This is a genomic window from Streptomyces collinus Tu 365 (assembly GCF_000444875.1).
Lineage (GTDB): Bacteria > Actinomycetota > Actinomycetes > Streptomycetales > Streptomycetaceae > Streptomyces > Streptomyces collinus_A.
In genome coordinates, this window is record NC_021985.1 from 3,633,601 (window position 1) to 3,645,886 (window position 12,286).

At 69.7% G+C, this 12,286-nt stretch carries 9 protein-coding genes and 1 rRNA gene; 1 reads left to right on the forward strand and 9 read right to left on the reverse strand.

Annotated elements, in window-relative coordinates; all coding sequences use genetic code 11:
- Positions 1-105 precede the first annotated feature (105 nt).
- Together B446_RS15675 and B446_RS15680 are read right to left on the reverse strand one after the other, a co-directional pair.
- Positions 106-1,631, reverse strand: a 16S ribosomal RNA gene (locus B446_RS15675).
- 562 nt (positions 1,632-2,193) lie between these two features.
- Positions 2,194-3,201, reverse strand: a complete 1,008-nt coding sequence (locus B446_RS15680; protein ID WP_020940424.1) for a stage II sporulation protein M — start codon at positions 3,199-3,201, stop codon at positions 2,194-2,196.
- Between the two features lie 142 nt (positions 3,202-3,343).
- Here B446_RS15680 and B446_RS15685 point away from each other — a divergent pair, with 142 nt between their 5' ends.
- On the forward strand, positions 3,344-4,438 hold the full coding sequence (locus B446_RS15685) for an RDD family protein (protein WP_020940425.1): 1,095 nt from the start codon (positions 3,344-3,346) through the stop codon (positions 4,436-4,438).
- 16 nt (positions 4,439-4,454) lie between these two features.
- Here B446_RS15685 and B446_RS15690 read toward each other — a convergent pair whose 3' ends face one another.
- From B446_RS15690 to B446_RS15715, 7 genes are all read right to left on the reverse strand, one after another.
- Complete coding sequence (locus B446_RS15690; RefSeq protein ID WP_020940426.1) at positions 4,455-5,084, reverse strand: hypothetical protein; 630 nt, start codon at positions 5,082-5,084, stop codon at positions 4,455-4,457.
- A gap of 105 nt (positions 5,085-5,189) precedes the next feature.
- Positions 5,190-6,647, reverse strand: coding sequence for an adenosylhomocysteinase (gene ahcY / locus B446_RS15695; protein ID WP_020940427.1), 1,458 nt, complete (start codon positions 6,645-6,647; stop codon positions 5,190-5,192).
- Between the two features lie 274 nt (positions 6,648-6,921).
- Positions 6,922-7,902, reverse strand: coding sequence for a cation diffusion facilitator family transporter (locus tag B446_RS15700; RefSeq protein WP_043475674.1), 981 nt, complete (start codon positions 7,900-7,902; stop codon positions 6,922-6,924).
- 130 nt (positions 7,903-8,032) lie between these two features.
- A complete protein-coding gene (manA, locus tag B446_RS15705; RefSeq protein WP_020940429.1) occupies positions 8,033-9,184 on the reverse strand; it encodes a mannose-6-phosphate isomerase, class I in 1,152 nt (383 codons plus the stop codon).
- A gap of 119 nt (positions 9,185-9,303) precedes the next feature.
- On the reverse strand, positions 9,304-10,431 hold the full coding sequence (locus tag B446_RS15710) for an SIS domain-containing protein (RefSeq protein WP_020940430.1): 1,128 nt from the start codon (positions 10,429-10,431) through the stop codon (positions 9,304-9,306).
- Between the two features lie 153 nt (positions 10,432-10,584).
- Complete coding sequence (locus B446_RS37060) at positions 10,585-10,755, reverse strand: Trm112 family protein (protein WP_020940431.1); 171 nt, start codon at positions 10,753-10,755, stop codon at positions 10,585-10,587.
- A 106-nt stretch (positions 10,756-10,861) separates the two neighbouring features.
- Positions 10,862-12,226: a phosphomannomutase/phosphoglucomutase gene (locus B446_RS15715; protein WP_020940432.1), complete on the reverse strand. Its 1,365-nt coding sequence runs from the start codon at positions 12,224-12,226 to the stop codon at positions 10,862-10,864.
- Positions 12,227-12,286 lie beyond the last annotated feature (60 nt).

Genomic DNA, 12,286 nt, shown 5'->3' on the forward strand with positions numbered 1-12,286 from the left:
TCCTGGCCGAATAATCAACGTTCCACCCATGAGCAACCAGCATCAGACGTTCGCTGATGTTCTGGCCTCTGAACCAGCCGAAGCCGGTTAAGAAGTGCTCCTTAGAAAGGAGGTGATCCAGCCGCACCTTCCGGTACGGCTACCTTGTTACGACTTCGTCCCAATCGCTAGTCCCACCTTCGACAGCTCCCTCCCACAAGGGGTTGGGCCACCGGCTTCGGGTGTTACCAACTTTCGTGACGTGACGGGCGGTGTGTACAAGGCCCGGGAACGTATTCACCGCAGCAATGCTGATCTGCGATTACTAGCGACTCCGACTTCATGGGGTCGAGTTGCAGACCCCAATCCGAACTGAGACCGGCTTTTTGAGATTCGCTCCACCTCACGGTATCGCAGCTCATTGTACCGGCCATTGTAGCACGTGTGCAGCCCAAGACATAAGGGGCATGATGACTTGACGTCGTCCCCACCTTCCTCCGAGTTGACCCCGGCGGTCTCCTGTGAGTCCCCATCACCCCGAAGGGCATGCTGGCAACACAGAACAAGGGTTGCGCTCGTTGCGGGACTTAACCCAACATCTCACGACACGAGCTGACGACAGCCATGCACCACCTGTACACCGACCACAAGGGGGCGCCTGTCTCCAGACGTTTCCGGTGTATGTCAAGCCTTGGTAAGGTTCTTCGCGTTGCGTCGAATTAAGCCACATGCTCCGCCGCTTGTGCGGGCCCCCGTCAATTCCTTTGAGTTTTAGCCTTGCGGCCGTACTCCCCAGGCGGGGAACTTAATGCGTTAGCTGCGGCACCGACGACGTGGAATGTCGCCAACACCTAGTTCCCACCGTTTACGGCGTGGACTACCAGGGTATCTAATCCTGTTCGCTCCCCACGCTTTCGCTCCTCAGCGTCAGTAATGGCCCAGAGATCCGCCTTCGCCACCGGTGTTCCTCCTGATATCTGCGCATTTCACCGCTACACCAGGAATTCCGATCTCCCCTACCACACTCTAGCTAGCCCGTATCGACTGCAGACCCGAGGTTAAGCCTCGGGCTTTCACAATCGACGTGACAAGCCGCCTACGAGCTCTTTACGCCCAATAATTCCGGACAACGCTTGCGCCCTACGTATTACCGCGGCTGCTGGCACGTAGTTAGCCGGCGCTTCTTCTGCAGGTACCGTCACTTTCGCTTCTTCCCTGCTGAAAGAGGTTTACAACCCGAAGGCCGTCATCCCTCACGCGGCGTCGCTGCATCAGGCTTTCGCCCATTGTGCAATATTCCCCACTGCTGCCTCCCGTAGGAGTCTGGGCCGTGTCTCAGTCCCAGTGTGGCCGGTCGCCCTCTCAGGCCGGCTACCCGTCGTCGCCTTGGTGAGCCATTACCTCACCAACAAGCTGATAGGCCGCGGGCTCATCCTTCACCGCCGGAGCTTTACAGCCTCCACCATGCGGTGGAAGCTCATATCCGGTATTAGACCCCGTTTCCAGGGCTTGTCCCAGAGTGAAGGGCAGATTGCCCACGTGTTACTCACCCGTTCGCCACTAATCCCCACCGAAGTGGTTCATCGTTCGACTTGCATGTGTTAAGCACGCCGCCAGCGTTCGTCCTGAGCCAGGATCAAACTCTCCGTGAATGTTTACCGGTAATCCGGTTGAACACCACGAGAGCGGTGCGAGAGGAGGAATAGTCCCCTCGCACACAGCGTCCTCGCTGTGTTTTTCAAAGGAACCTCGTCCCAGCCGTGATGGCCGGAGACGGGGTATCAACATATCTGGCGTTGATTTTTGGCACGCTGTTGAGTTCTCAAGGAACGGTCGCTTCCTTTGTACTCACCCTCTCGGGCTTTCCTCCGGGCGCTTCCCTTCGGTCTTGCGTTTCCGACTCTATCAGATCTTTTCTCGATCCGATTTCCTCGGTGCTTTCCAGGTCTTCGCTTTCGCGTTTCCCTTTCCGGCGGTTCCGACTTTATCAGAAGTTTTTGGCCGGTCTGACCGGCCGCTCATTTCTGAGTAGTTATCGGGGGTGCTCCACGGAAGCGCCTTCGCGACTTCTTTGGGAGCAGATAGATTCTAACAATCGGCCCTGAACTTGTCCAGTTCTAGGCAACTCAATGAATCTACCTCCCCACTCCGCCTGTGTCAACAGGTTTTGCGGGGCGAAGAGGAGACTAGCAGCTCACGAGGGCCGGACGCACATCAGGCGGCCATGGGCACGGCGGAGCTGCGTCCAGCCGCCTCCAGATCACCCGTCTGGCCGCTGCGCGCCGCCCTGCCCCCGAGGACGTAGACGTACGTCAGGAACGCCGCCTCAGCGACCACGCCGATGCCGATGCGGGCCCAGGTGGGCAGCCCGGAGGGGGTGACGAAGCCTTCGATGGCCCCGGATACGAACAGGACCAGGGCGAGGCCGATGGCCATGCCGACGGCGGCCCTGCCCTCCTCGGCGAGCGCGGCGCGCCGGGTGCGGGGACCGGGATCGACGAGGGTCCAGCCGAGACGGAGGCCGGTGCCGGCGGCGACGAAGACGGCCGTCAGTTCGAGCAGACCGTGCGGAAGGATCAGGCCCAGGAAGGTGTCGAGCCGGCCTGCGGAGGACATCAGGCCGATGCCGACACCCAGGTTGAGCATGTTCTCGAAGAGGATCCAGAGCACCGGAAGGCCCAGGAAGACGCCCAGGACCAGGCACATCGCCGCGGCCTGTGCGTTGTTCGTCCACACCTGTGCGGCGAACGACGCCGCCGGGTGGCTCGAGTAGTAGGTCTCGTACTCCCCGCCGGGACGGGTCAGCTCACGCAGCTGGCCGGGCGCCGCGATGGTCGACTGCACCTCCGGGTGCGTGCCTATCCACCAGCCGAGGAGGATCGCGACGACGGTGGAGACGAGCGCGGTGGGCACCCACCAGTACCGCGCGCGGTAGACGGCGGCGGGGAAGCCCTCCAGCAGGAAGCGGGTGGCGTCCCGCCACGACGCGCGTCGGGTGCCGGTGACGGCACCTCGCGCGCGTGCCACGAGCTGACTGAGCCGACCGGTGAGCTGCGGGTCGGGCGCACTGGACTGGAGGAGGGAGAGGTGGGTGGCCGTGCGCTGGTAGAGGGCGATCAGTTCGTCGGCCTCGGCGCCGTTGAGGCGGCGCTGGCGGCGGAGCAGGGCGTCGAGGCGGTCCCATTCGGCGCGGTGAGTGGCGACGAAGACGTCCAGGTCCATGGGGTCTGCCTGCTCCTCGGCTGGTCTCCACTGCCCGTCGTGGATGCTCGTGATGCTGTCAGCTTGTCCTACTGGGGCGCGATGCGCCCTCAGCTTGGCAGACTTGCGGTCCGAGGGGCAGATCAGGGGAAGGGCGGCGGACGTGAGTGAGCTGGTGACCGGTGAGGCGGTGGCGCTCGAACTGCGGCCCGCGAAGCTGCCGAGCAGGGCGCTCGCGGTGCTGCTCGACCTGGTCGTGGCCGTGGTCGGCTACATCGCGGTGACCGTGGTGCTGGTGGCGGCGACCGCTTCGCTGGACGAGGCGGCGCAGGTCGCGCTGTCGATCGCGACCTTCCTGCTGGTGCTGGTCGGCGCCCCGATCGCGGTGGAGACGCTCAGCCACGGGCGCTCGCTGGGCAAGCTCGCGTTCGGGCTGCGTGTGGTGCGGGACGACGGGGGGCCGATCCGGTTCCGGCACGCGCTGGTGCGCGGTGCCATCGGGGTCGTCGAGATCCTGATGACGTTCGGGGTCGTGGCCTGCATCGCCTCGCTGGTGTCGGCGCGGGGCAGGCGGCTCGGGGACGTGTTCGCGGGCACGCTGGTCGTGCGCGAGCGGATTCCCGTCGGGCCGGCCGGTGTCGTGCCTCCGCCGCCGCCGGAGCTGGCGGGGCGGTTCGGCGAGCTCGACCTGTCGGCCGTACCGGACGGCCTGTGGCTGGCCGTCCGGCAGTACCTGACGCGGATGCGGCAGCTCGATCCCCAGGTGTCCTGGGACATGGCGCAGCGGCTCGCGGCCGATCTCTCGGCTCGTACCGGTGCCCAGCCGCCGCAGGGTGTGCACCCCACCGCGTTCCTCGCGGCCGTGGTCCACGAGCGGCAGGCGCGTGAGGCGCGGCAGGCGTTCGCGGGCCGGCCAGCCGGCGCGGGTGCGTACCCGGTGGGTGCGTATCCGCCAGGTGGGTACGAGGCGGGGGGCGCTCAGCCGCAGGCGCCGGGGTGGCCGCAGGACCCCGCGCACCACGCCCAGCCGGCCCGGCCGAATCAGTTCGCTTCGCCCGCTCCGCCCTCCGTCCCCTTCGCCGAGCCCGCCGAACCGGCGCCGGCTCAGACCCAGGACGGGGCCTCGCGGTGGTCCCGGGCTGCCGGGGCGCGGCCGGTCTCGGGTCAGCGGGACGAGGTGTCGCCGGACCGGCCGGTGAACTCGGGTCCGGGCTCGGGTTCGGCTTCCGGTTCCACCGGCTTCGTGCCTCCGGCGTAGCCAGGCGGTCCGGCTGTCAGCCGAGGTCCGGCCGGTCGAAGGCGGACGGCGGTGACTGGAGGTCCTCCAGCTCGATCCCGGGCGCGGACAGGACCACGTCCCCGGCGAGGTGGACGGTGTGCCGTTCGCCCGTGTCCAGCGCTGTGACCTGGTATTCGTCCACGGTCAGGGGCCCGTTGTCAGTGGCGTGTGTTTCGCTGTCCACCAAGGCCCAGGACTGGTCCACGGTGAGCGGGGCGAGCACCGGATCGGTGAAGGCCACGAGGCGTACGCGGGTCGCGGCCGAGGAGGGGGTGAGGCGCAGGAGACGGGCGGTGGCGACGAGGAACGCGGGGGACGTACCGGTGAAGGCGTGGGCGCGCACATTGCCTTCGGTGGCATGGGTGCCGGTGGGGTCGGTGCGGACCCAGGTGACGCCGTCGAGGGCGGCGCCGCGCACCTGCCAGCCACCCGCGTGGAGTTCCAGGCGAATGGGGCGGCCGAGTTCGTCGAGGGCGAGGTCGACCGAGCCGCGGTGATCGCCCGCGGGAGTGGTCAGCTGTGAGACGTAGCGCCAGCCGGACGGGCCGGGGGCGCACTGGAAGTGCTCTTGTGCCAGGGGGGTGTGGTCGTGCGGATCGTGGAGCGAATAGCGGCCGCGGGGCATGGGGGTCCTGGGTCTTGACGGGCTGGTCCGGCCAGAGACCAAAGGGGCAGGCCCCCGGCACGGGGGTGCGGGGGCCTGCCTCGGCGGATCTGCCGACCTTCGGACTCAGTAGCGGTAGTGGTCCGACTTGTACGGGCCCTCGACCTCGACGCCGATGTACGCGGCCTGCTCGGGGCGCAGCGTGGTGAGCTTCACGCCGAGAGCGTCCAGGTGCAGTCGGGCGACCTTCTCGTCGAGGTGCTTGGGCAGCACGTAGACGTCGGTCGGGTAGGCGTCGGGCTTGGTGAACAGCTCGATCTGGGCCAGGGTCTGGTCCGCGAACGAGTTGGACATCACGAACGAGGGGTGGCCGGTGGCGTTGCCCAGGTTCAGCAGGCGGCCCTCGGACAGCACGATGATGACCTTGCCGTCGGGGAACTTCCAGGTGTGGACCTGCGGCTTGACCTCGTCCTTGACGATGCCGGGGATCTTGGCGAGGCCGGCCATGTCGATCTCGTTGTCGAAGTGGCCGATGTTGCCGACGATCGCCTGGTGCTTCATCTTGGCCATGTCCGTGGCCATGATGATGTCCTTGTTGCCCGTCGTGGTGACGAAGATGTCGGCCTTGTCGATGACCTCGTCGAGGGTCGTGACCTGGTAGCCGTCCATCGCCGCCTGCAGCGCGCAGATCGGGTCGATCTCGGTGATGATCACTCGGGCGCCCTGGCCGCGCAGGGACTCCGCGCAGCCCTTGCCGACGTCGCCGTAGCCGCAGACGACGGCGGTCTTGCCGCCGATCAGGGTGTCGGTGGCGCGGTTGATGCCGTCGATCAGGGAGTGGCGGCAGCCGTACTTGTTGTCGAACTTCGACTTGGTGACGGCGTCGTTCACGTTGATCGCCGGGAACAGCAGGGTGCCGTCGCGGTGCATCTCGTACAGGCGGTGGACGCCGGTGGTGGTCTCCTCGGTGACACCGCGGATCTCGGAGGCCAGCTGGGTCCACTTCTGCGAGCCGTCCGTGATGGTGCGGTGCAGCAGTTCCAGGATGACGCGGTGCTCGTCGGACTCGGCGGTGTCGACGGAGGGGACCTTGCCGTCCTTCTCGTACTCGACGCCCTTGTGGACGAGCAGGGTGGCGTCGCCACCGTCGTCGAGGATCATGTTCGGGCCGCCGGTGGGGCTGTCAGGCCAGGTCAGCGCCTGCTCGGTGCACCACCAGTACTCCTCCAGGGTCTCGCCCTTCCAGGCGAAGACCGGGACGCCCTGCGGGTTGTCGGGCGTGCCGTCCGGGCCGACGGCGATGGCGGCGGCCGCGTGGTCCTGGGTGGAGAAGATGTTGCAGGAGGCCCAGCGGACCTGGGCGCCGAGGGCGACCAGGGTCTCGATGAGGACGGCGGTCTGCACGGTCATGTGCAGGGAGCCGGTGACGCGGGCGCCGGCGAGGGGCTGGGCCTCGGCGTACTCCTTGCGGATCGCCATCAGGCCCGGCATCTCGTGCTCGGCGAGGGTGATCTCCTTGCGGCCGAAGTCGGCCAGGGAGAGGTCGGCGACCTTGAAGTCCTGTCGGTTGTCGACAGTCGTCATTGCGAGCTGCTCCTCGGGATTGGGTCGAGGGTGGGTACGGCTGGTCTGCGCGGCGGCGGACACAGGGGTGCCCGGGAAGAGGACACAGGCATGCCCACGTACGCGCAGCGCAGTCCGTCGGAGGCCCTCTCTCCCTCGGCCGGTCCGCACGCGGACCGCCCGACCGCCATCAGCAGCGACGTCTGGCTCCACCCCAAGCTACACCGGAGAACGGGGCGGCCCCCAGTCCGCCTCCGAACGGTTCGCGTCGTTCCGGGTGAACGGGGGGCGGGGCTCAGTGGCCGGCCGGGTGCGGGGTGGGACCGCCCGGGGTGGCCGCCGGGTCGGGTCCCTTGGCGGCCTCGGCCTCGCTGTAGATGTCCGGTTCCAGGTAGATGACGCGGGCGATGGGGACGGTGGCGCGGATGCGGGCCTCGGCCGCGTCGATGGCCTTCGCGACCTCGGCGGCGGTGTCGTCGTGCTGGACGGCGATCTTGGCGGCGATCAGCAGTTCCTCGGGGCCGAGGTGGAGGGTGCGCATGTGGATGACGCGGGTGACGGTGTCGCCGTCGACGATCGCGGCCTCGATCTTCTTGACGTCCTCGATGCCGGCTGCCTCGCCGAGCAGCAGTGACTTGGTCTCGGCGGCGAGCACGAGGGCGATCATGACCAGCAGGACACCGATGCAGACGGTGCCGATGCCGTCCCAGACGCCGTTGCCGGTGAGGACGGCGAGGCCGACGCCGACGAGGGCGAGGACCAGGCCGATGAGGGCGCCGAAGTCCTCCAGGAGGACGACGGGCAGCTCGGGGGCCTTGGCCCGGCGGATGAACTGCGACCAGGACAGCTTGCCGCGCAGTTCGTTGGACTCCTTGATGGCGGTGCGGAAGGAGAAGCCCTCGGCGATGACCGCGAAGAGGAGGACGCCCACCGGCCAGTACCAGCGCTCGATCTCGTGCGGGTGGCTGATCTTCTCGTAGCCCTCGTAGATGGCGAACATGCCGCCGACCGAGAAGAGGACGATGGAGACGAGGAAGGCGTAGATGTAGCGCTCGCGGCCGTAGCCGAAGGGGTGCTGCGGGGTCGCCTCGCGCTGGGCCTTCTTGCCGCCGATCAGCAGCAGGAACTGGTTGCCGGAGTCGGCGAGCGAGTGGACGCCCTCGGCGAGCATCGACGAGGAGCCGCTGAACGCGAACGCCACGAACTTCGATGCCGCGATCGCGAGGTTGGCGCCGAGTGCCGCCACGATCGCCCTGGTACCGCCTGACGCGCTCATGAGTCCGCGTTGTCCCTTCGCCCGTGTGTCTACGCCGTCCAGGCGTGTACCCGTCTTTGCCCGTGCTTTGCCGGTGGGTCATTGTTGCAGTCCGGCCGGGCGGCGGTGCCTCAGGTGTCCACAGCCGCGGTCATACGATCACGGTGGCGCGGAAGACCGTGCCCGCGCCGGACACCTCGGCCTTCTCGGCCGCCGGGACGAAGACCGACTGGCCGGGCGTGAGCCGGTGTTCGCCGGCCTGGACGGTGCCCGCGGTGCAGAGCAGGATCTGCGGGGTCTCCAGGGTGAGGTCGTGGGGCTCGCCGCCCTCGGACAGGGCGTACCGGGAGAGCCGGAACTCGTCGATCGGCGTCTCGTAGACCTCCTCGCCGTCCGGGGACGCCTCGGGGCGCAGCACGCCGGCGTCGCGGGCCTCGAAGCGGACCACGCGCAGCAGTTCGGGCACGTCGACGTGTTTGGGGGTCAGGCCGCAGCGCAGCACGTTGTCGGAGTTGGCCATGATCTCGACGCCGAGGCCGTTGAGGTAGGCGTGCGGGATGCCGGCACCGAGGAACAGGGCCTCGCCGGGCTGCAGTCGGACGTGGTTGAGGAGCATGGCGGCGATCACGCCGGGGTCGCCGGGGTAGTGGTGGGCGAGGCCGGCGTAGGGGGCGTAGTCGCCGCCGAGCCGGGTGCAGGCGGCGGTGGCCTCGGCGACCGTGTGGGCCATCTCGGCGGGGTCCGCGCTGAGGACGGCGGTGAGGACCTCGCTCAGGGCGGCGTCCTCGGGGTGGGCGCGCAGCAGGTCGACGTACGGCTTCAGGGAGTCGACGCCGAGCCCGTCGAGCAGGCGGGCGGTCTCGGCCGGGTCGCGGAAGCCGCACAGTCCGTCGAACTCGGTGAGCGCGCAGATCAGTTCGGGCTTGTGGTTGGCGTCCTTGTAGTTGCGGTGGGACGCGTCGAGGGGGACGCCGCGCCGTTCCTCGTCGGCGTACCCCTCCTGGGCCTGCTTGAGGTCGGGGTGGACCTGGAGGGAGAGCGGCGCGCCGGCGGCGAGGATCTTGAGCAGGAAGGGCAGCCGCGGGCCGAACTTCGCGACCGCGGGGGTGCCCAGTTCGCGCTCCGGGCCGGCGTCGATGACGTCGACGAGTGTGCCGCGCGCGGTGCGCGAGGGAGCGCCCGGGTGGGCTCCCATCCACATCTCCGCCTGCGGTTCGCCGGTCGGCTCGACGCCCAGGAGGTGCGGGATGGCGGTGGGCGAACCCCAGGCGTAGGGGCGGATGGTGTTGTCGAGGCGGTCCATGTGGTTTCTCTGTCTCCGTACGTACGCTGCTGGGCCGGCGCCGTCGCCGGTTCGTGGTCCGGTGGTGGGCGCGGGCCGGACGTCCCGGGCGGGCCCGGGCCGGCCGGCCTGGAGCAAGATCAGGCCCCGGAAGCGAGCGCCAGGTAAACAGCGGCGAAATCCGTGACGGCGATCAGTTCAGCGAGGGTCTCCAGGTCGCCGCCCTCCTCCGGTTCGAGTTCGCTGATCGGGGTGTCGTGGCTGAGGGCCAGGTCGCGGGCGCCGGGGGCGGCGGTGAGGCCGCCGATGGGGCGGTCGCGGAGCAGCACCACGCGCGCGTGCAGCGCCGGCGGCTCCTCCACCCGGTCGCGGAAGAAGTCGTCGGGGTCGGCGCTGGCGGCGAGGGGGCCGGCCAGCAGGGCGCTGTGCGCGGCGAGCGCCTCGGGGAGTTCGGCGACGACGGCGGGGCGGCCGGCCAGTTCGGCGAGGGCGGCGGCGAAGCGGCGGCCCGCGGGCCCGGCGGAGGTGCCCTCGGTCCAGACGACGGGCAGGGAGTCGGCGAGTTCGGCGGCGAGGGTCTTGGCCGGGTTGCTGTAGGTCGCGATGGCGGGGCCGCAGCGTTCGGCGATGTGGTCCAGGCGGTCGGCGACCTTCTCCAGGTCGTCGGGCGCCGCGGTGAGCAGGCCGATGCGGTCGAGGAGCGCGAGCAGCGGGGTGAGCAGGGCCCAGAAGACGCCCGAGGAGGACGCGGCGAGCGGTTCCTCCTGGTCGTACGGTGCCGTCGCCATCGGGACGAGCAGGCCGTGGGCGCCGGAGACGGCCTCGGCGAGCGGGGTGCCGGCCGGGGCCACGGCGACGACGGAGCAGCCGCGGCGGTAGGCCTGCTCGGCGAGCAGGGACAGGCTGGGTTCGGTGCCGTCCGGGGTGGCGAGCAGCAGCAGGTCGACGGAGCCGGCCCAGCCCGGGAGTTCCCAGCGCAGGGCGCCCGCGGCAGGGGCGACGCCGGTGGGCGCCAGCCGGATGACGGGGCTGCCGGGTCCGGCGAGGGAGCCGAGCAGGTCGGCGGTGTGGGTGGCGGCCGCGCCGGGTCCGGCGATCAGGACGGCGCGGGGGCGGCCGTCGGGCTTGAGCTCCCTGACGCCGGCCTCGGCGGCGTGCCGGGCCGCGGTGCGCACGCGGGCGCCGGCCTCGGCCGCGCCGCGCAGGAGGCCCCGGCGGTCGGCCTCGCCGAGGCCCTCCGGGCTGTCGAGCAGCGATTCGTCGAGCATGGGCGGCAGCCTCCGGTTCGCCGGGGTCCTGTTCGGGGGGTGTCTGGCGCGGGGGCGCGGGCGGGCGCCCCGTCGTCACGCCGGTGGCGGCCCCGAGGCCGCCACACGGGCCCCGGGGGCACCGCATAAGGCCCCAGGGGCACCACGCAGGCCCTAGGCCGGGCGGCGGGCCTCGTCGACGAGCAGGACCGGGATGCCGTCGCGGACGGGGTAGGCCAGACCGCAGTCCTGGCCGGTGCAGATCAGCTCGGCGTCCTGCTCCTTGAGGGGGGCGTGGCAGGCCGGGCAGGCGAGGATCTCCAGGAGGCCGGCTTCGAGCGGCATGGGGTGTCCCTTCGGGGGGCGGGTACGGCTTTGCTGATGTGCTGGTCAGGTTACCGCCGGCGCGGCCGGCCGACGGGGTCGGCCGGAGCCGTTCCGGGGATCGGCGTCAGGCGCGGATGATCGCCAGCGCCTCGTCACGGATCTTGGTCATCGTCGCCTCGTCCTTGGCCTCCGCGTTCAGGCGCAGCAGCGGCTCGGTGTTGGACGGGCGGACGTTGAACCACCAGTCGGCGGCGGAGACGGTGAGGCCGTCGAGGTCGTCGAGGGTGATGCCGGGGCGGCCCGCGTAGGCGGCGCGGATCGCGGCGAGGCGGCCGGCCTGGTCGGCGACGGTGGAGTTGATCTCGCCGGAGCCCGCGTAGCGGTCGTACTGGGCGACGAGGGCGGACAGCGGGCCGTCCTGGCCGCCGAGGGCCGCGAGGACGTGCAGAGCGGCCAGCATGCCGGTGTCGGCGTTCCAGAAGTCCTTGAAGTAGTAGTGGGCGGAGTGCTCGCCGCCGAAGATCGCGCCTGCGCGGGCCATCTCGGCCTTGATGAAGGAGTGGCCGACGCGGGTGCGGGCCGGGGTGCCGCCGTTCTCCTTCACGACCTCCGGGACCGTGCGGGAGGTGATCAGGTTGTGGATGACGGTGCCCGTGCCGCCGTTGCGGGCCAGTTCGCGCGCGGCGACCAGCGCGGTGATCGCGGACGGGGAGACCGGGTCGCCGTTCTCGTCGACGACGAAGCAGCGGTCGGCGTCGCCGTCGAAGGCGATGCCGAGGTCGGCGCCCTCCGCGGGGACCCGCTTCTGCAGGTCCACGATGTTGGCCGGGTCGAGCGGGTTGGCCTCGTGGTTGGGGAAGGTGCCGTCCAGTTCGAAGTACATCGGGACGAGGGTGAGGGGCAGTCCGGCGAAGACGGTGGGAACGGTGTGGCCGCCCATGCCGTTGCCTGCGTCGACGACGACCTTCAGGGGGCGGACCGAGGTCAGGTCGACGAGGGAGCGCAGGTGCGCCGCGTAGTCGTCCAGCGTCTCGCGGGTGGTGAGGGTTCCCGGCGCGGCGGCCGGTTCCGGGGCGCCCGACTCCAGCCACCGCTCGGCGAGTTCGCGGATCTCGGCGAGGCCGGTGTCCTGGCCGACGGGGGCGGCGCCGGCCCGGCACATCTTGATGCCGTTGTACTGCGCCGGGTTGTGGGAGGCCGTGAACATCGCGCCCGGCAGGTCCAGCGCGCCCGAGGCGTAGTAGAGCTGGTCCGTCGAGCACAGGCCGATCTCGGTGACGTCCACGCCGCGCGCCGCGGCGCCGAGCGCGAACGCGCGGGACAGGCCGGGGGACGAGGGGCGCATGTCGTGGCCGACGACGATCGCCGCCGCGCCCGTCACCTCGGCGAAGGCGGCGCCGAAGAGGCCGGCCAGCGACTCGTCCCACTGGTCCGGGACCACTCCGCGTACGTCGTACGCCTTCACGATCTGCGACAGATCAGCAGCCACGGCCAACCCTCCTGAAAGTCCTATGGGTGCCCACAAACTACCCGTCATGGGTAAGGCTCG

What these genes read in the sequence shown, in the direction of transcription:
- B446_RS15680 (WP_020940424.1), bottom strand. Translation starts at nt 3,201, where the DNA reads ATGGACCTGGACGTCTTCGTCGCCACTCACCGCGCCGAATGGGACCGC.
- B446_RS15690 (WP_020940426.1), bottom strand. Translation starts at nt 5,084, where the DNA reads ATGCCCCGCGGCCGCTATTCGCTCCACGATCCGCACGACCACACCCCC.
- ahcY (WP_020940427.1), bottom strand. Translation starts at nt 6,647, where the DNA reads ATGACGACTGTCGACAACCGACAGGACTTCAAGGTCGCCGACCTCTCC.
- B446_RS15700 (WP_043475674.1), bottom strand. Translation starts at nt 7,902, where the DNA reads ATGAGCGCGTCAGGCGGTACCAGGGCGATCGTGGCGGCACTCGGCGCC.
- manA (WP_020940429.1), bottom strand. Translation starts at nt 9,184, where the DNA reads ATGGACCGCCTCGACAACACCATCCGCCCCTACGCCTGGGGTTCGCCC.
- B446_RS15710 (WP_020940430.1), bottom strand. Translation starts at nt 10,431, where the DNA reads ATGCTCGACGAATCGCTGCTCGACAGCCCGGAGGGCCTCGGCGAGGCC.
- B446_RS37060 (WP_020940431.1), bottom strand. Translation starts at nt 10,755, where the DNA reads ATGCCGCTCGAAGCCGGCCTCCTGGAGATCCTCGCCTGCCCGGCCTGC.